General features: G+C 69.6%; 14 protein-coding genes. 7 read left to right on the top strand and 7 right to left on the bottom strand.

Translation table 11 applies throughout. From position 1 onward, the window contains the following. Nucleotides 1-4 precede the first annotated feature (4 nt). From MQH31_RS16730 to MQH31_RS16715, 4 genes are all read left to right on the top strand, one after another. Nucleotides 5-1,738 (top strand): ABC transporter ATP-binding protein, encoded by a 1,734-nt coding sequence (locus tag MQH31_RS16730; protein WP_243012955.1) that lies wholly within the window; start codon nucleotides 5-7, stop codon nucleotides 1,736-1,738. Next, the gene (locus MQH31_RS16725; protein WP_372488178.1) at nucleotides 1,735-3,726 is read left to right on the top strand and encodes an ABC transporter ATP-binding protein; all 1,992 of its coding nucleotides are present in this window, start codon (nucleotides 1,735-1,737) and stop codon (nucleotides 3,724-3,726) included. The genes MQH31_RS16730 and MQH31_RS16725 overlap by 4 nt, the downstream gene beginning before the upstream one ends. Nucleotides 3,727-3,730: 4 nt before the next feature. Continuing rightward, the gene (locus tag MQH31_RS16720) at nucleotides 3,731-4,102 is read left to right on the top strand and encodes a YidH family protein (RefSeq protein WP_134535862.1); all 372 of its coding nucleotides are present in this window, start codon (nucleotides 3,731-3,733) and stop codon (nucleotides 4,100-4,102) included. 73 nt (nucleotides 4,103-4,175) lie between these two features. Further along, nucleotides 4,176-4,535: a DUF202 domain-containing protein gene (locus MQH31_RS16715; RefSeq protein ID WP_243012954.1), complete on the top strand. Its 360-nt coding sequence runs from the start codon at nucleotides 4,176-4,178 to the stop codon at nucleotides 4,533-4,535. A gap of 36 nt (nucleotides 4,536-4,571) precedes the next feature. Here the strand turns inward: MQH31_RS16715 and MQH31_RS16710 are convergent, their stop codons facing one another. Together MQH31_RS16710 and MQH31_RS16705 are read right to left on the bottom strand one after the other, a co-directional pair. Beyond that, nucleotides 4,572-4,964 (bottom strand): TraR/DksA family transcriptional regulator, encoded by a 393-nt coding sequence (locus MQH31_RS16710; protein ID WP_134535860.1) that lies wholly within the window; start codon nucleotides 4,962-4,964, stop codon nucleotides 4,572-4,574. A 155-nt stretch (nucleotides 4,965-5,119) separates the two neighbouring features. Continuing rightward, nucleotides 5,120-6,724, bottom strand: coding sequence for a molybdopterin-dependent oxidoreductase (locus MQH31_RS16705; protein WP_243012953.1), 1,605 nt, complete (start codon nucleotides 6,722-6,724; stop codon nucleotides 5,120-5,122). A 149-nt stretch (nucleotides 6,725-6,873) separates the two neighbouring features. On the opposite strand from MQH31_RS16705, the gene MQH31_RS16700 reads away from it, so the two are divergent. Both MQH31_RS16700 and MQH31_RS16695 read left to right on the top strand, forming a co-directional pair. Further along, nucleotides 6,874-9,372: a DEAD/DEAH box helicase gene (locus MQH31_RS16700; RefSeq protein WP_134535858.1), complete on the top strand. Its 2,499-nt coding sequence runs from the start codon at nucleotides 6,874-6,876 to the stop codon at nucleotides 9,370-9,372. A gap of 134 nt (nucleotides 9,373-9,506) precedes the next feature. Next, nucleotides 9,507-10,559 carry a Gfo/Idh/MocA family protein gene (locus MQH31_RS16695; protein WP_243012952.1) on the top strand — a complete coding sequence of 351 codons (1,053 nt, stop codon included), beginning with the start codon at nucleotides 9,507-9,509 and terminating at the stop codon, nucleotides 10,557-10,559. Nucleotides 10,560-10,980: 421 nt separating this feature from the next. Here MQH31_RS16695 and MQH31_RS16690 read toward each other — a convergent pair whose 3' ends face one another. Further along, complete coding sequence (locus MQH31_RS16690; protein WP_243012951.1) at nucleotides 10,981-11,490, bottom strand: LysM peptidoglycan-binding domain-containing protein; 510 nt, start codon at nucleotides 11,488-11,490, stop codon at nucleotides 10,981-10,983. A gap of 107 nt (nucleotides 11,491-11,597) precedes the next feature. After that, on the bottom strand, nucleotides 11,598-12,974 hold the full coding sequence (locus tag MQH31_RS16685) for an L-serine ammonia-lyase (protein ID WP_243012950.1): 1,377 nt from the start codon (nucleotides 12,972-12,974) through the stop codon (nucleotides 11,598-11,600). Nucleotides 12,975-13,204: 230 nt separating this feature from the next. Between MQH31_RS16685 and MQH31_RS16680 the strand changes: the two genes are divergently transcribed. Beyond that, nucleotides 13,205-14,389 carry an FAD-dependent oxidoreductase gene (locus tag MQH31_RS16680; RefSeq protein WP_243012949.1) on the top strand — a complete coding sequence of 395 codons (1,185 nt, stop codon included), beginning with the start codon at nucleotides 13,205-13,207 and terminating at the stop codon, nucleotides 14,387-14,389. A gap of 227 nt (nucleotides 14,390-14,616) precedes the next feature. Here the strand turns inward: MQH31_RS16680 and MQH31_RS16675 are convergent, their stop codons facing one another. The 3 genes from MQH31_RS16675 to MQH31_RS16665 form a co-directional block, all read right to left on the bottom strand. Continuing rightward, nucleotides 14,617-15,657 (bottom strand): YeiH family protein, encoded by a 1,041-nt coding sequence (locus MQH31_RS16675; RefSeq protein ID WP_243012948.1) that lies wholly within the window; start codon nucleotides 15,655-15,657, stop codon nucleotides 14,617-14,619. 260 nt (nucleotides 15,658-15,917) lie between these two features. Then, the gene (locus MQH31_RS16670) at nucleotides 15,918-17,018 is read right to left on the bottom strand and encodes a fatty acid desaturase family protein (protein ID WP_134535852.1); all 1,101 of its coding nucleotides are present in this window, start codon (nucleotides 17,016-17,018) and stop codon (nucleotides 15,918-15,920) included. A 223-nt stretch (nucleotides 17,019-17,241) separates the two neighbouring features. Continuing rightward, complete coding sequence (locus tag MQH31_RS16665; RefSeq protein WP_243012947.1) at nucleotides 17,242-18,822, bottom strand: dolichyl-phosphate-mannose--protein mannosyltransferase; 1,581 nt, start codon at nucleotides 18,820-18,822, stop codon at nucleotides 17,242-17,244. Nucleotides 18,823-18,860: the final 38 nt, after the last annotated feature.

Raw genomic sequence — 18,860 nt, 5'->3', positions numbered from 1 at the left:
ACCGATGCTCTGGAAATTACTCGTGAAGTACTTACGGCCATACTGGCGGCTGTTGGCGGCGGTGGTGGTGTTCCAGCTCGCGCAGTCGATCGCCTCGCTGTACCTGCCGACGCTCAACGCCGACATCATCGACCAGGGCGTCGCGACCGGTGACACCGGCTACATCCTCCGCACCGGCGGGCTGATGCTCCTGATCACCCTGGCGCAGATCGTCTGCTCGATCATCGCCGTCTATTACGGGGCCAAGTCGGCCATGGCCCTGGGCCGCGACCTGCGCGGCGCGGTCTTCACCCGGGTCGGTGAGTTCTCCGAGCAGGAGGTCACCCGCTTCGGCGCCGCGTCCCTGATCACCCGTTCCACGAACGACGTGCAGCAGGTGCAGATGCTCGTGCTGATGACCTCGACCCTGATGGTCTCCGCCCCGATCCTCTCGATCGGCGGCGTGATCATGGCCATCCGCCAGGACGTGCAGCTGTCCTGGCTGATCGCCGTGAGCGTTCCGGTGCTCCTCATCGCCGTCGGGCTCATCATCGTGCGGATGATTCCCCTGTTCCGCACCATGCAGGTCAAGATCGACACCGTGAACCGGGTCCTCCGGGAACAGCTCACCGGCATCCGCGTGATTCGCGCCTTCGTGCGCGAGGACCGCGAGACCGCACGGTTCGCGGTCGCCAACGAGGACGTCACCGATGTGGCACTCCGCGCCGGCCGGCTGATGGCCCTGATGTTCCCGATTGTGATGCTCGTGCTGAACGTGTCGAGCGTCGCCGTGATCTGGTTCGGCGCCTTCCGGATCCAGGACGGGTCGATGCAGGTAGGCACCCTGATCGCGTTCCTCAGCTACCTGATGCAGATCCTGATGGCCGTGATGATGGCGACTTTCATGGCAGTGATGATTCCGCGCGCAACCGTCTCCGCCGACCGCATCGGCGAAGTGCTCGCCACCCCGTCGAGCGTCGTTCCGCCGGCAAACCCGGTCAACGCCACGATCGGCCACGGCGAGCTTGAACTGCTCGACGTGGGCTTCGCCTACCCCGGCGCCGCGCAGCCCGTGCTCAGCAACGTGAGCTTCCTCGCCCGCTCCGGCGAGACGACCGCCATCATCGGCAGCACCGGCTCCGGCAAGACCACCCTGATCAACCTGATCCCGCGGCTCTTCGACGCGACGAGCGGCACCGTGCTCGTCGACGGCGTCGGCGTGCGCGAGCTCAACCCCGACCTCCTCTGGGGCCACATCGGCCTCGTCCCGCAGAAGCCCTACCTGTTCTCCGGCACCGTGCGCAGCAACCTGCTCTACGGCAAGCCCGACGCGACCGAAGCCGAACTGTGGGAGGCGCTCACGATCGCCCAGGCGAAGGACTTCGTCGAGGAGATGCCGGAAGGCCTCGATGCGCCCATCTCCCAGGGCGGCACCAACGTGTCCGGCGGGCAGCGGCAACGGCTCGCGATCGCGCGGGCGCTGGTCAAACGGCCCGAGATCTACATCTTCGACGATTCGTTCTCCGCGCTCGACCTCGCAACGGATGCCCGGCTCCGGGCAGCCCTCAAGGTCGGCACCGACGGGGCCACGATGATCATCGTCGCCCAGCGGGTATCGACGATCATCGACGCCGACCAGATCCTCGTACTCGAGGACGGCCGGATCGTCGGACGGGGCACCCACGAGGAGCTCCTCGACACCAACACGACCTACCAGGAAATCGTGTCTTCACAGCTCACAGCGGAGGAAGCAGCATGAGCGAGTCAACCGAACGCCCCGCGGCGGCAGCACCGGCCCGCGGACCAGGCGGCGGACGCGGCCCGGGCGGCGGCCACGGCCCCATGGGCGGAATGAGCCTGCCCGCTGAGAAGGCGATGAACTTCGGCCCCTCGGCGAAGCGCCTGATGGGCAAGCTCCGGCCGGAACGGCTCTGGCTCCTGCTCGTCGTGGTGCTCGCCGTGATCAGCGTCACCTTCTCCGTGATCGGCCCGCGCCTCCTCGGCCAGGGTACGAACCTGATCTTCGCCGGCATCGTCTCGAAGGCGCTGCCGGCCGGGGTGACCCAGGACCAGGTCATCGCGGGTCTCCGCGCCTCCGGCGACACCGGCAAGGCCGATCTGCTGAGCGGCATGACCCTGACCCCCGGTCTCGGCATCGACTTCGCCGCGCTGTCGACCGTGCTGCTCTGGGCGATGATCCTCTATGTGCTGTCCTCGGCGTTCAGCTGGATCCAGGCCTTCGTCCTCAACGGGGTCGTGCAGCGCACGGTGTTCCGTCTCCGTGCCGAGATCGAAGCGAAGATCAACCGGCTCCCGCTCAAGTACTTCGATACCGTGCAACGCGGTGAGCTGCTCAGCCGGGTGACCAACGACGTCGACAACGTCTCGCAGAGCCTGCAGCAGTCATTGAGCCAGATCGTCACGTCCCTGCTGACGGTCGTCGGCGTGATCGTGATGATGTTCATCCTGTCGCCGCTCCTGGCCCTGGTCGCCCTCGTCACCATCCCGCTCACGCTCGTGACGACGATGCTGATCGCGAAGCGCTCGCAGAAGCTCTTCGTCGGCCAGTGGACCAACACCGGAGAGCTCAACGGCCAGATCGAGGAGACCTTCACCGGTCACGCCCTCGTCAAGGTCTTCGGACGCCAGAAGGAGGTCGAGGAACGCTTCGCGGCCAAGAACGAGGAGCTCTACGTCGCGAGCTTCGGCGCCCAGTTCATCAGCGGCCTGATCATGCCCGCGATGACCTTCATCGGCAACCTCGTCTACGTCGGCATCGCCGTCATCGGCGGGCTGCAGGTCGCCTCCGGCGCCATGCAGCTCGGAGACGTGCAGGCGTTCATCCAGTACTCGCGCCAGTTCACCCAGCCGCTCGCCCAGCTGGGATCGATGGCCAACCTGCTGCAGTCCGGCGTCGCATCCGCCGAGCGGGTCTTCAGCCTGCTCGACGCCGAGGAGCAGACCGCGGACCCCGAGCCCGCTGAGAGCCCGGTGGACAACCACGGCAGGCTCACCTTCGAGGATGTGTCGTTCAGCTACTCTGCCGACCAGCCGCTCATCGAGCATGTCAACCTCGTCGCCGAACCGGGCCAGACGGTCGCGATCGTCGGGCCGACCGGCGCGGGCAAGACCACCCTCGTCAACCTGATGATGCGCTTCTACGAGCTCGACTCCGGCCGGATCACCCTCGACGGCACCGACATCGCGACGATGACCAGGGACGACCTGCGCGGCAGGATGGGGATGGTCCTGCAGGACACCTGGCTGTTCGGCGGCACGATCCGGGAGAACATCGCCTACGGCCGTCCGGACGCCTCCGAGGAGGACATCCAGGCCGCCGCGCGCGCCACCTACGTCGACCGGTTCGTGCACTCGCTGCCGGACGGCTACGACACCGTGCTCGACGACGAGGGCGGCAACGTCAGCGCCGGTGAGAAGCAGCTGCTGACGATCGCGCGGGCGTTCCTCGCGAAGCCGAGCGTGCTGATCCTCGACGAGGCCACGAGCTCCGTCGACACCCGCACCGAGGTGCTCGTGCAGAAGGCGATGAGCGCGCTCCGCGCCGACCGCACGAGCTTCGTGATCGCGCACCGGCTCTCCACGATCCGGGACGCCGACCTCATCCTCGTGATGGAGGCCGGCCGGATCGTCGAACTCGGCACGCACGAAGAACTGCTGCTCGCCGGGGGCGCTTACTTCGCCCTGTACAACTCCCAGTTCGCCGCTCCCGTCACCGACGAGGTCTAGGCGGATGCCCGACCGCGTTCCCGAAGGACGGTTTCCCCGGTCGGTCTACGGACGCGGCCGGGAACCGGACCCCCGGTTCAGCCTCGCCAACGAGCGCACCTTCCTCGCCTGGATCCGCACCTCGCTCGGCCTCCTCGCCGTCGGCGTCGCGCTCGGGGTGCTCGAACTCCCGCTCCGGGGCGAGTTCCGGGTCGCTTCGTCCGCCGTGTTCCTGGCGCTCGGGGTGCTGGCGCCCGTGCACGCCTGGCTGAACTGGAGCAGGGTCGAACGTTCGCTCCGGGAAGACCGGCCGCTCCCCGCGCCCGCGCTGTCCGGCGTTCTCGCCGTCGGCATCGTCGTCGGCGGCCTGCTGATCGTCGCCGGCACATTCCTGTGAGCGTGCGCGGCCGTGCCGGGGTGCGCGGCCGGCACCCCGACTGCGCCGCCGGCGGATGCCGGTGGGCGGCGTCGTGACGGAGACGCCGGACGCCGCGGAGCGTCCGTTCGACCCCGGCCTGCAGCCCGAACGGACCCTGCTCGCCTGGCAGCGCACGGTGCTCGCCCTCGCCGTCGCCGTTGCGGCGGGCGTGCGGTTCGCGGCACCCCTGGTCGGCGCGGCGGCCGTGATCCTCGGGGCGGTGGGGTTTTCGCTCACGCTCGCCGCGTACATCGGGGTCCGGTATCGCTACCGGCGCATGCACGCCGAACTGCGGGACTCCGAGGCGCTCGCGTCCCGGGGCGCCTGGCCGTTCGCGGCACTCGCAGCGGCAACGGGCGCGCTCGGCGTGCTCGCCGTGCTCTGCGTCGTCGGGCTCGGAGTCACGACCTGACGTTCATGAGGTGAAGCCGACCGCGCCACGACCGCGTTACGGCCGCGCGCCGGCCTCGACCTCGCGGGCGCAGTCGATGCAGAGCTCCGCGGCCGGACGGGCCTCGAGCCGTTCCCGGCTGATCAGCTCGCCGCGCCGCACGCAGAGGCCGTAGGTGCCCTCGTGGATCCGCGAGAGCGCGCGGTCGATCGCCGCGGACTTCGCGGCGAGCTCGTTGTGCACACCCGACATCCGGGACCACTCCATCGTGAGCGTCGGGCCGTCGGGGTCGTGCTCGTCGTCGTCGGTTCCGCTGTTGCGGGCGTCGAGCACCCCGGAGAGGGTCTCGTCCATGCGGCCCATGGCCAGGAAGGCATCGTGGCGTTCTTCGAGGAGGAGACGCTCGAAACGCCGGAGCTCTGCGGCGGTGAAGTTGGCGTGGGTGCGCATGGTTGGTCCTTTCGCGCTGAGGCGGTCCCTGGAGCGGGCAGCCAGAATGTTCTGACGAGAATACGCCCGGCATTCCGGACTGTCTCGGGGCTTGCGCAGCGGTGCACAAGGTGCATCGACCGGCGCCGGTGGAGGACGAACCGGGGGAGCCGGGGCTATGCGACCGTGACGGTGACCTCGTCGAGACCCGTCGCACCATCGGGGATGACGTCCTGCCTGGCTTCCGTCTGGACGAGCCCGGCGGCATCCGTCGCCCGTACCCGGAGGGTATGCGTGCCGGCCGTCGCCGGCCAGGACCACGTCCACTGGCGCCAGGTGTCTGCCGAGATCGCCGCCGCGAGGGTCGCCTCTTCCCAGGCTCCGCCGTCGACCTGCACCTGCACCGCGCGGATGCCGGTGTGCTGGGCCCACGCGACGCCCGCGACGGTCACGGTGCCCGCTCCGGTCCGTGCACCCGACCGTGGCACGTCGATCCGGGAGGACACCTTGACCGGGCCCCGCTCCGACCAGCCGCGGTCGGTCCAGTACGCGGTGTGCTGGTCGAACCGGGTGACGGTGAGTTCGACGACCCACTTCGTCGCCGAGACGTAGCCGTAGAGGCCGGGCACGACCATCCGCACCGGGTAGCCGTGCTCGAGGGGGAGCGGGACACCGTTCATGCCGACGGCGAGGATCGCGTTGCGGTTCTCGTCGGTGAGGACCTCGAGCGGGGTGCTCGCGGTCCAGCCGTCCTGGCTGCGGGAGAGCACCATGTCGGCACCCGCGGTCGGCACGGCCCGGGCGAGCAGGTTCCGGATCGGGTAGCCGAGCCAGGTGGCGTTGCCGATCAGGTCGCCGCCGACCGGGTTCGAGACGCACATCAGGGTTGTCGTGCTCTCCTCGAGGGGGAGGGCGAGCAGGTCGGCGAAGCTCAGTTCGACCTCGTTCTCGACCATTCCGGTGATCTTGAGCGTCCAGGTGCTCGGGTCGATCCGGGGGACCTGGAGGGCGGTGTCGATCCGGTAGAAGTCCGCATTGGCGGTGATGAGCGGTGAGATGCCGTCCACGGCGACGGATGCCGCCTGCGGGATCTCAGGCGCCGTGACGGCAGGCGCGGGCAGGGTGAAGCGCGCGCGTGCGGCATCCGCTGCCCGGGTGCCGGCGGACACGACCTGCCCGATCACGAGGGCCACCGCGCCGACGGCGGCGCTCGCACCGGTGTACGCGAGGAAGCGGCGACGGTCGACGTCGGTGCCGCCCGGTGCGGTGCCCGGTGCGGTGTGCGCGGGTGCCGGCGCCGTCCCGGCGCGGAGCCGGGTGATCAGCACGGTCAGGAGCACCGCCGCGACGACCATCGCGACGACGGCGGGGAGCGCGTCGAGAGTCGACGCGCTCGACCTGCTGAGCACCGCGAACACGGCGAGGCCGCCCGCCGCGACCGTGAGCACGCGCCCGAGCGGCGGGCGCACGAGTTCGAGCACCCCGGCGGCCGCGGCGAGCACGGCGGCGCCGAGGGCGATGACCACGATCAGGACCGTCTTGTCGTTCGTGCCGAAGAGGGCGATGACGAGTTCCTTGACCCAGCCGGGCACGAGATCGATCACGAGGGCACCGACGGCGAGGACCGGGCTGCCGGCCGGTGCGAACAGGGCGGCAGCGAGTTCGGCGGCGCCGAGCCCGGCGAGGGCGGCCGCGATCCCGGCGAGTCCGGCGAGCCTCCGGGGAGGCCGTGGGCGCGCGCGAGAGCCAGCGGAGGGCGTGCGCGGATCGGGGCCGGTCATCCGTTCAGCCTAGGGCGGCCCCGGCGGGACGCGCCCGCGCATTCCTTACGATTCGCTGGTGTTTTCGCCAGAGTCTCGCCCACCACGGCGACGCTCGACGGGGTGCCCCGCAGGCAACGGCCAGCGCGATAGGGCAGGATCGAAGGATCATGGCAACTCTGAGCGCCCTCCCGTCCGTCACCGATCCCGATGCGCTCTTCGCGGCATTCGAGGGGTGGGCGACCGACCAGGGCCTCTCGCTCTACCCCGCCCAGGAGGAGGCGCTGATCGAGATCGTCTCGGGGGCGAACCTGATCCTGAGCACCCCGACCGGAACCGGGAAGTCCCTCGTCGCGGTCGGCGCGCACTTCGCCGCCCTCTCCGCGGGCAAGCGCAGCTTCTACACCGCGCCGATCAAGGCGCTCGTGAGCGAGAAGTTCTTCTCCCTCGTCGAGATCTTCGGTGCGGAGAACGTCGGAATGATGACCGGGGACTCGTCGGTCAACTCGGACGCCCCGATCATCTGCTGCACGGCCGAGATCCTCGCGAACCTCGCGCTCCGCAGCGGCGAGGACACCCAGGTCGACCAGGTCGTGATGGACGAGTTCCACTTCTACGGCGACCCCGACCGCGGCTGGGCGTGGCAGGTGCCGCTCCTGCTGCTGCCCCGGGTGCAGTTCATCCTGATGAGCGCGACCCTCGGCGACGTGACCGAGATCGCCGACGACCTCGCCCGCCGCACCGGCCGCACGGTCGCCGTCGTCACCGGGGTCGAGCGGCCGGTGCCGCTCAACTACTACTACGAGACCACGCCCGTGCACGAGACCGTCGAGGACCTGCTCAAGACCGGGCAGGCTCCCGTCTACATCGTGCACTTCTCCCAGGCCGCAGCCCTCGAGCGCGCGCAGGCGCTCTCGAGCGTCAAGGTCGCCACCAAGGAGCAGAAGGAGGCGATCGCCGAGCTGATCGGCGAGTTCCGCTTCACGACGAGCTTCGGCAAGACCCTGTCCCGGCTGATCCGGATGGGCATCGGCGTGCACCACGCGGGCATGTTGCCGAAGTACCGGCGCCTCGTCGAGCAGCTCGCCCAGCGCGGCCTGCTCCGGGTGATCTGCGGCACCGACACGCTCGGCGTCGGGATCAACGTGCCGATCCGCACGGTGCTCTTCACCGCGCTGACCAAGTACGACGGCGTCAAGATGCGTCAGCTCAACGCCCGCGAGTTCCACCAGATCGCCGGGCGGGCCGGCCGGGCCGGCTACGACACCGCCGGAACCGTCGTCATCCAGGCCCCCGACCACGAGACCGAGAACCTCAAGGCGATCGAGAAGGCCGGGGACGACCCCAAGAAGAAGCGCAAGATCATCCGCAAGAAGGCGCCGGAGGGCTTCGTCTCCTGGGGCGAGCCCTCGTTCCAGCGCCTCGTCAACGCGGAGCCGGAGACGCTGCACTCGAGCATGCAGATGACCGCGGCGATGCTGATCAACGTGATCGGCCGGGGCGGCGACGCCTTCGCGCACGTCTACGAGCTCGTTTTCGACAACCACGAGCCGTGGAAGCGCCAGCTCGCGCACGCCCGCCGTGCCCTCGGGATCTACAAGACGCTGCGCGCGGCCGGGATCGTCGAGCAGAGCGCGAGCGGGGACATCCGCCTGACCGTCGACCTGCAGCCGAACTTCGCACTCAACCAGCCGCTCTCGCCGTTCGCGCTCGCCGCGTTCGAGCTGCTCGACCCGGAGGCGCCCACCTACGCCCTCGACATGATGTCGATCGTCGAGGCAACCCTCGACGACCCGCGCCCGGTGCTGATGGGGCAGCAGTTCGCCGCCCGCGGCGAGGCCGTCAACGCGATGAAGCGCGAGGGCATCGAGTACGACGAGCGGATGGCGCTGCTCGAGGAGATCACCTGGCCGAAGCCCCTCGAGGAGCTGCTGACCTACACCTTCACGACCTACAAGGAGTCGCAGCCCTGGATCGCGGACTTCGAGCTCAGCCCGAAGACCGTCGTGCGCGACATGTACGAACGGGCGATGTCCTTCGGCGAGTTCATCGCGTTCTACAAGCTCGCCCGCTCCGAGGGCGTCGTGCTGCGCTACCTGTCCGACGCCTACCGGGCGGCCCGGCAGACCATCCCGGACGAGGCGAAGACCGAGGACCTGCTCGACCTGATCGAATGGCTCGGCGAGCTCGTGCGCCAGGTCGACTCGAGCCTGCTCGACGAATGGGAGGAGCTCATCCACCCCGACCTCGAAGCGCACGAACAGGGCGCCGTCTCCGTGCTCCCGCCGCCCCCGCGCCGGCTCACCACGAACGTGCGGGCCTTCCGGATCCTCGTGCGCAACGAGTTGTTCCGGCGCGTGCAGCTCGCGGCGCTCGAGAACTACGACGCGCTCGGCGAGCTCGACCGCGAGCACGGCTTCACAGCGGATGCCTGGGGCGACGCCATGGACGGGTACTTCGCCGAGCACGACGAGGTCCTCACCGGCGCCAACGCCCGCGGCTCCGGCATGCTGATCCTCGACGAGGGCGCGACAGTCTGGACCGTGCGGCAGATCCTCGATGACCCGGAGGGCGACCACGACTGGGGGATCAGCGCGACGATCGACCTCGCCGAATCCGACGATCTCGGCGCAGCATCCGTGCGGGTCACCGCGGTCGACCGGCTCTGAGGCTCGGGTCGCCGGGAGGCGCGTCGCGGCCGGCGGCGCCGTCTGCGGTGCCGTCTGAGGTGCGGTCTGAGGTGCGGTCTGCGGTGCGAGCGGCGGCGGCGGGTGGCGTCTGCCCCGCGGAGTAGCGTGGAAGCATGAGCGCAGCAGACAGCATCATCCGCCCGATCCGATCCGCCGTGATCGGCTACGGCCTCTCCGGGAGGGTGTTCCACAGCCCCTTCCTCGCCGCGAACCCCGAATTCTCCCTCGATGTGATCGTCACGAGCGACCCGATGCGGCGCCAGCAGGCGGCAGAGACCTATCCGGGCGTGCGACTGATGCACACCGTGGACGAGCTCATCGCCGCCTCAGACGACCTCGACCTCGTCGTGATCGGATCCCCGCCGGGCACCCACGTCGAACTCGCCCATGCCGCGCTCGACGCCGGCCTCGCCGTCGTCATCGACAAGCCCTTCGCCCCCACGAGCATCGCAGGCCAGGGCCTCATCGAGAAGGCCAAGCGGCTTGGCCTGCTGCTCACCGTCTTCCAAAACCGGCGATGGGACGGCGACTTCCTGACCCTCAAGGCCCTCATCGCCGAGGGCGCCCTCGGCGAGGTGCGGCACTTCGAGTCGCGGTTCGAATTCTGGCGCCCGACGCCGTCGGCTAAGGCCTGGAAGGCGAGCGCCGGCATCCGCGAGGGCGGCGGGATCCTCTTCGACCTCGGCGCGCACCTGATCGACCAGGCGCTGCAGCTCTTCGGGCCGGTCGACGGCATCTACGCCGAGCTCGCGACCCGCGTGCCCGGCGGGAACGCGGACGACGACACCTTCGTGTCGCTGCACCACGGTTCGGGGGTGCGCTCGCACCTCTGGATGAACGGGACGGCCGCCCAGGTCGGGCCGCGTTTCCACGTGCTCGGCTCCGAGTCCGGGTACACGAAGTGGGGCCTCGACGGCCAGGAGGCCACGCTGGCCGCCGGTGCGCTCCCCACGGATGCCGGTTTCGGCATCGAGCACGAGTCGGCCTGGGGCATGCTCGGCCTCGACGGCGCCCAGCACGCGGTGCCGACGGAACCCGGCGACTACGCGGCCTTCTACCGGGGACTCGCCGACGCGCTGCTGCGCGGCGCACCCGCTCCCGTGGACCCGGAGGATTCGCTGCGCGTGGTCGGGATCATCGAGCGCATCTTCCGCCAGACCCGCTAGGCAGCATCCGCTCGCCCGCAGCCCCGCGAGATGGACCGTTCACGCCGAGAAGTGCCGTTGCGCCGGCGATTCTCGGCGGAAGAGGTACAGGTGGCCGTCGGCGTGCCTTAAAGCAAGCGACCGGCCCCGGCCGGACCAGGGAACCGTGTGCTCGCCCGCGCATCACGTTCCTCTGGCCCGACCGATGCCGGTCGGCTTCAGCGCCCCAACACGTTGGGACTGGTTCCACTCTCGTTCACCGACGTGAACGAGTGGTGTGCTTTGACTGAACGAGAGGTGCGGTTTCGCAGGCCCCCGGCGACCGGGAATCGGTGCAGGACTCACCCTGCCGGACGAAGCTGCCCGGTCCGTGCACGCGGACTGTGGGGATCGTGTCGATGTGCGGGGAATCCGATGCGCGAATGCCGGGAATGCGGTGTGACTAGCGCTTCGTGGTCCAGTCGAGGTTGATCACGTCATTGATGTAGATGTCCTCGCCGAGGCCGGGAACCGACGGATTCATGTGGAGGAGCTGCTGCACAGGAATGTCGAAGCGCTGCGCGATCGCGAAGAAGTCGTCGCCCTCGACGACCTTGTAGGTCAGGAGTGCGCCGGCACCGTTCGAGACGGCAGACCCCTGTGCGCCCGCGGTCGCGCCCAGGTCGGTCGCCGGTCCCTCGGGAATCGGTGCGACCGGGGTTGCGGCGGCGTTCGGGGTCGTGGCGGGTGCCGCTCCCTTGGGCGGGTTGGGGATGAGCGGCACGTCGACGGGCGTCGGGGTCGGAGTCGGAGTCGGGGTCGGAGTCGGGGTGACGATCACGGTGGCCGTGACGACCACGGGCGCCGGGGCCGCCGCGCACCCGGCCAGGCCGAGAACGAGGATCCCGGAGACCACGATCGCGGACAACGGGCCCGCCGGCCTGAACGAGTGCTTGGACGACCGAATACGCATGAGACCCCCGGAGTGCAGTGAACGCGATGAATGCGTTGCGACCGTGAATGGCAGGGCTGCGCCCAGCCTCCGAATCGCGTGTGCCAGCCCAGTTTAGGCTGGTCGGGTCAACATTCGATCACATTGACGGCGAGACCGCCCTCGCTCGTTTCCTTGTACTTCGTCATCATGTCGAGGCCGGTCTGGCGCATCGTCTCAATGACGGTGTCGAGGGAGACGAGGTGGGTGCCGTCGCCGTGCAGGGCGAGGCGGGCTGCAGAGACCGCCGTCGACGACGCGATCGCGTTGCGCTCGATGCACGGTACCTGCACGAGACCGCCGACGGGGTCGCAGGTGAGGCCGAGGTGATGCTCCATCGCGATCTCCGCGGCGTTCTCGACCTGGCGGGGGGTGCCGCCGAGCACGGCGCACAGGGCGCCGGAGGCCATCGCGCACGCGGAACCGACCTCGGCCTGGCAACCGCCCTCCGCGCCGGAGATCGACGCGTTGGCCTTCACGAGCGACCCGATCGCCACCGCGGTGAGCAGGTACCGGCGGATGCCCGCAGCGTTCGCGCCGGGGACGAAGCGCAGGTAGTAGTGCCCGACGGCGGGGATGATGCCGGCGGCGCCGTTGGTCGGTGCCGTGACGACGCGGCCGCCCGAGGCGTTCTCCTCGTTGACCGCGAGGGCGAAAGCGTGCAGCCACTCGGTCGAGGTGTCCCGTTCGCGCAGGGGGAGCAGCTCATATTCCTCGAGCTGCATGCGGATGGAGGCCGCACGGCGCTTGACCTTGAGGCCGCCGGGGAGGGTGCCGGTCGTGGCCAGGCCGGCCTCGACGCAGACGTGCATGGCGTCCCAGATCGCGTCGAGCCCGGCGTCGAGGGCGTCGGCCCCGTGGATGGCCTCTTCGTTCTCGCGGGCGATCGTGGCGATGTCGACCCCGCGGGCGTCGCAGAGTGCGAGCAGCTCGGCGCTCGAGTCATAGTCCATCGGCCGCGGTGAGGTCGCCGGCGGGATCATCGGGTCGCCCTCGCGGCGGATGAAGCCGCCCCCGATCGAGTACCAGGTCTCCTCGAGCAGGGGGAGGGCATCCGTCGCCGACCACGCCTGCAGGGTGAGCGCGTTCGGGTGCCCGGGCAGCCGGGTGCGGGGCTCGAAGCGGATGTCGCCGTGTTCCACGGTGATCTCGTGACGGCCGTCGAGGAGCAATGGTGCGCTCTCGCCCAGGCCGGCCCACGTTCCGCGCACGCCGGCCGGGTCGCAGGTCTCCGGGTGCAGGCCGGCGAGGCCGGCGAGCACGGCGTCGGGGGTGCCATGGCCGAGCCCGGTCGAGCCGAGCGACCCGTAGAGCGAGCAGCTCACCCGGGTGACCTCGCCGAGTCGGCCGGTTTGGGTGAGGTGCTCGGCGAAGGCGCGGGCGGCGCGCATCGGGCCGACCGTGTGGGAACTGGAGGGGCCGATGCCGATGGAGAACAGATCGAGGGCCGAGACATAGGCGGACATCCGTCCATCGTATGCGTGTCGGCCGTCGGCGTCCGGGGGCGCGCGGTCGCCCTGTCCCCGGCCCCGCCCCGCGGGACTGCGCCGAGGTGTCGCGGATCGACGTTCCCGGGCGCTTGGGTTCGGGGGGTTGTTGCAACACCCGGAACATCGATCTGCGACACCTCAGCCGTCTGTGACGCCGGACGACACCTCGGGACGGCGACGGGCGCTGCGGCTGGCAGGATGGGCGAATGAGCCTCGGATCAGTTGTGCACACCACCCCCGTCGAGCGCGTCGACACCGTCGTCATCGGCGGCGGCGCGATGGGCTCAGCAACGGCGTGGCAGCTCGCCCGGCGCGGCCACCCCGTGCTCCTCCTCGAGCGTTTCGAGCCGGGACACACGAACGGCGCCTCGCACGGCGCCTCCCGCAACTTCAACACCGCGTACGCCGACCCGACCTACGTCGGCATGCTCGCCGAGGCCGTCCCGCTCTGGCGCGAGCTCGAGGCAGAGTCGGGGACCGGCGTCTTCGACCAGGTCGGCGTGGTCAACCACGGGCCGAACCAGGCGTTCGACGACGTCGCGCAGGCACTCCGCTCGGCGGGGCTCGGGGCCGAGTTCCTCACTCCGGAGGCGGCGGGGGAGCGCTGGCCGGGCATCCGCTTCGACGGGCGGGTGCTGCACAATCCCGACGCGGGGCGCATCAACGCGGATGCCGCGGTGTCGGCCCTGCAGGCGGCCGCGGCCGCGGCGGGGGCCGAGATCCGGCACGGTACCCGGGTGCTGCGGGTCGAAGTGCTCGGCGATGACCGGGTGCGCGTGACGACCGAGGCCGGCACGATCGAGGCCCGGCGGGTCGTCGTCACGGTCGGCGCGTGGACCTCCGGACTGCTGAGCGGGGTGCTCGCGGTGCCGCGGCTACGGGTGACCCAGGAACAGCCGGCCCACTTCGCCCTCCGCGGCGCAGCGCCCCAGGAGTGGCCCGGCTTCAACCACGCCCGCGATACCGCCGATCCGCGCTACGGCTACTGGTATTCGCCGGTGTACGGCATGTACACGCCGGGACAGGGCATCAAGGCCGGCTGGCATGGCGTCGGACCGGTCACCGATCCGGACCGGCGCAGTTTCCTGCCGGAGCCGGTTCAGCTCGCGGCGCTGCAGCGGTACGTGCGGGAGTGGCTGCCCGGCGCGGACGCGGATGCGATCGAACCGGTCAGCTGCACCTACACGACAACGGTCGACGAGGACTTCGTGCTCGACCGTGTCGGCCCGGTCAGCGTCGGCGCGGGCTTCAGCGGGCACGGGTTCAAGTTCACACCGACGGTCGGGCGGATCCTCGCGGACCTGTCCACGGATGCCGCGGCCGCGCCACCCCGCTTCGCCCTGTCCCGCACGCCCAACGCCGCTCCCGGCGGCTGGCTCGCCCGCGGCTGATCCAACTGCGAAGGGACCAGCCCGCGCGCCACGTGCGCCGCTTCGCGCCAGGCACGCGTGGCGCGGAACGGCGGAATTGGCGCGCCACGGGTGCTGAGGTAGTGCGGAACGGCGGAATTGGCACGCCGCGGGTGCTGCGGTAGTCCGAAACGGCAGAGTCGGCACGCCGAGTGTGTGCGGTAGTGGGAAGGCGCGAACCGGAGTGGGCGTAGCTGGTGAGTGACTCGTCAGGCGAGCAGGACGGCGCCGTAGGCGAGGGCCGCGATGAGCGCCCAGGACCCGAGGCCGACCGTGAGCGCACGTCCGCCGGTGCGCACGAGCACTCGAAGCTGGACCGCTGCGCCCAGTCCGAAGAGCGCGGTCGCGAGGAAATAGGTCTGCAGCGTGTCCGCGACGACGAGCACGCCGTCGGGCAACGGCACGAGGGTGCGGAGCATCACGGCAGCCAGAAAGCCCACGACGAAAAGGGGAACGATCGGGGGATGCCGCGTCGAGGCATCCGTGGGCACCGCAGCGAGGGTGCCGGTGCGCAGGGGCATCGCAGTCGAGGTCGAGGCTGTCTCGCGGGCGTCTCGGCGGCGCTCCTGCAGGGACACCCCCGCGACGATCGGCGCGAGCATGAGCACCCGGGTGAGCTTGACGACGATCGCCACGGCGAGGGCTGCCGGACCGGCGACCTGCGCGGTGGCCACGACCTGCCCGACATCGTGCACGCTCGCGCCGACCCACTGTCCGTACTGCAGTGCGTCCAGGCCGAGCGGATGCCACAGGGCGGGCAGGACCGCGATCGCGAGGGTTCCGCACAGGGTGACGAGGGCGATCGGTGTGGCGGTGTCCTCATCGTCCGCGCGCACGACGGCACTCATGGCGCCGATCGCGGACGCGCCGCAGACCGAGAATCCGGTGGCGATCAGCAGGGGCTGGTGCCCGGGCAGGCCGATCCTGCGACCGAACCACAGCGTGCCGAAGAACGTGAGAACGACGATCGCTACGGTCGTCCCGATGGTCACCCAGCCGAGGCCGAGGATGTCGACGAGGCTGAGCTTGAGGCCGAGCAGCACGATTCCGAGGCGCATGATGCGCTTGGAGGCGACGGAGAGGCCCGGTGCGAGCACCCCGGTGAGGGTCCGGCGCGCCACCGGCAGCTGGCCGGCGACGATCCCGAACACGACGGCGGCCGTGAGCAGCGGGACCCCCGGCACGAGCGCGTGCACGAGCCCGGCAAGGAGTGCGGCGGCGACCGCGACGAGCACGCCCGGCAGCCACATGAATCCGAGCCTACTCCCGCGTCAGCGCCGCACGCCCCGCAACCTGCACGCGCGCCAACTGCGCCGGTTCGCTCCACGCACGCCTGGCGCGCAGCGGCGCAGTTGGCGCGCGGGGCCGCGCAATTGGCGCAGAACGGCGCAAGGGGTGCGTGGACGGGCAGCGGTTAACGACGGAACCGCCACGCTCCGGCCGGGCACGGGGCCCGGCGGAGCGTGACGGTTCGGCGGCAGGTGACGGCGTGGGCCGCAGCTGCTGTGGTTCAGCGGTGGTGGAAGCGCGCGACCATCGGGCAGTCGAAGGGATCCCGGGCGGCGAGGCCGACCGTGTTCAGGTACTCGATGACGATCCCGTAGGACTGGAACAGGCCCGTCTCCGTGTACAGGATGTTGTGCGACTGGCAGTATTCCTTGGTGATCTCCTGCGCCTTACGCAGGTGCGGGCGGGCCATGTTCGGGAACAGGTGGTGCTCGACCTGGTAGTTGAGCCCGCCCATGAAGGTGTCCATGAAGGTGCCGCCGCGGATGTTGCGCGAGGTCAGGACCTGACGGCGCAGGAAGTCGACCTTGCTGTCGTGGGGGAGCTGCGGCATCCCCTTGTGGTTCGGGGCGAAGGATGCGCCCATGTAGACCCCGAAGACGGCGAGCTGCACACCGATGAAGGCGAAGGCCATGCCGAGCGGCAGGAAGTAGAAGATCACGGCGACGTAGAGCACGATGCGGGTCGTGAGCATGCTGATCTCGAGCCAGCGCTTGTCGACCTTGCCGCGGCCGAAGACCGTGCGGAAGCCCTGGACGTGCAGGTTGAAGCCCTCGGCCATCAGGAGAGGGAAGAACAGGTAGCCCTGCTTGCGTGTGACGAACGAGCCGAGCCAGGACACCTTCGCGGCGTCCTCCTCGCGGAAGACGATGAAGTCGGGGTCGATGTCGGGGTCTTTGCCGATGACGTTCGGGTTGGCGTGGTGCCGGCTGTGCTTGTTCATCCACCAGGCGTAGCTGATGCCGACGAACAGGTTCGCGAGGATGCGGCCGGCCTTGTCGTTGGCGGGGCCCGACTCGAACACCTGGCGGTGCGAGGCCTCGTGGGCGAGGAACGCGAACTGGGTGAGGACGATGCCGAGCACGCCGGCGATGATCAGCTGGTACCAGCTGTCGCCGAGGAGCACGAAACCGGTGCCGAGAATCGCGGTCGCGAGGATGAGCATGCCGAAGACGAACCAGTAGAACCCGGTTGCGCGCTTCAGGAGGCCCAGGTTGCGCACGGTGTGCAGCAGCGAGGAGTACTCGGTGGTGGGATTCTTCGAGTCGCCACCCCGACGGGTCTTGACGATGCGCACCGTGGGTGCGACGGATGCTTCCGACATGAGGCCTTTGGTTTGGATCTGGACTTCTCAGTCGGTTCTGGAGCAATCACTCGTGGTGCAGATAGAAGTATCCTACGGGCGCACCCCCGGTCCGTGGGTCGGATTCACAACCGTTTCCCAGTCGCTATATGGCCCAAACGGCATATGAGGCGTCCTCAAATCGCCGGAACGGCACGAAACCGCGGGGTCTCCGTCGCCCGGAATTCCGCGGGACTGGGCGCCGCTAGCGCCAGCTCGGCAACCAAATATGCATCTGCCAGAACGAGAACGAGACCTGCATTCCCGTCCAGAGTGGGTAGAAGAAGGCGCTGACCAGCACCGCAGCCACGAGGTAGCCGATCAGCACGCGGATGCCGGCGGTCCGGTCCGGTTCGCGCGTCACGGCATCCGCGCGCAGTTCGGTGCTCGTCAGCCCGGAGGCCGCCGGGACTCCACCCGTGCCCGGCGCGAGCCCGAGCACGAGGCCGATCACGAACGTGAGCGCGAGGATCAGGTAGGGCTCGAAGGCGATCGAGTAGAACTGGAAGACCGTGCGGCCGGTGTACATCAGCCACGGCAGGTACCCGGCGACCATGCCCATCAGGATGAGGCCGACTCGCCACTCCCGGTACCGGGCGAGGCGATAGACGAGGTAGAGCACGGCGGCGGTTCCTGCCCACCAGATCAGCGGGTTGGCGATCTCCGTGATCGCCTCCGAGCAGGTCGAGAAGCCGCAGGTGCCCTCACCGGCCGCCGACGACTGGTAGTACATGCTCGTCGGGCGCACCATGAACAGCCAGGTCAGCGGGTTCGACTGGTACGGATGCGGCGTGACGAGTCCGACGTGATAGGTGTACGCGGCGACCTGGTAGTGCCAGAAGCTCTGGACGACATGCGGCACCCAGGCGAAGGCCCCGGTCCAGGCGGTCTCGGGGGAGTCGGCCCAGGTGCGGTAGAAGCCGCCCTTCGTGACGAACCAGCCCGTCCACGAGCTGAGGAAGGTCGCGATCGCGATCGGCACCATCAGCAGGAAGCTGATCGGCCCCTGCTTGAGGATGGCCGCGCTCGCCCAGAACGGGATGCCGGCCCGCCTTCGGGCGAGGGCATCCACGACGACGACGTAGACGCCGAACGCGGCGAGGAAGTAGAGGCCGGACCACTTGACGCTCATGGTCAGCCCGAAGGCGAGGCCGGCGGCGAGCAGCCACGGGCGCCACCAGAGTGCGGGACCCCAGCCGGGCCACTCGCCGGTCTCCGCCCGCTTCGCCATCCAGGCGGCGAGGCGGGTCGCGTGCCACTCCCGGTCGAGCAGGATCGCGCCGAAGCCGAGCAGGGCGAAGAACATCACGTAGTTGTCGAGCAGCGCCACCCGGCTCATCACGATCGCGTTGCCGTCGATCGCGAAGAGGAAGCCGCCGATGACCGCGAGCAGCGTCGAGCCGAACAGCTTCTTGATGATCAGCATCAGCAGCACGACGGCGAGAATGCCGATCAGGGCGGTCACGATGCGCCAGCCCCAGCTGTTCTCCGGTCCGAATGCTGCCATCCCGAGCGAGATCAGCCATTTCCCGAGCGGCGGATGCACGACGAACGATCCGACGTCCGTGAAGATGTTCGCGTTGCCGTTTGCGAAAATCTGGTCGGCCTTGTCCGGCCAGGTGGACTCGTAGCCGTTGTTGAAGAGGCTCCAGGCGTCCTTGACGTAGAAGGTCTCGTCGAAGACGAGCGCATGCGGGGCGCCGAGGTTCCAGAGCCGGAGCACGGCGGCCACGACGACCACGAACAGGGGGCCGGCCCAGGGGAACCAGCGGCGTATGAGGAGCACGCTGACCATCGTAGTGAGCCGTGGTTATGCGGAGACTG

The sequence above is a fragment of the Cryobacterium zhongshanensis genome, from assembly GCF_022760445.1.
Classification (GTDB): domain Bacteria; phylum Actinomycetota; class Actinomycetes; order Actinomycetales; family Microbacteriaceae; genus Cryobacterium; species Cryobacterium algoricola.
This window is presented reverse-complemented; position numbering and strand designations above follow the sequence as displayed.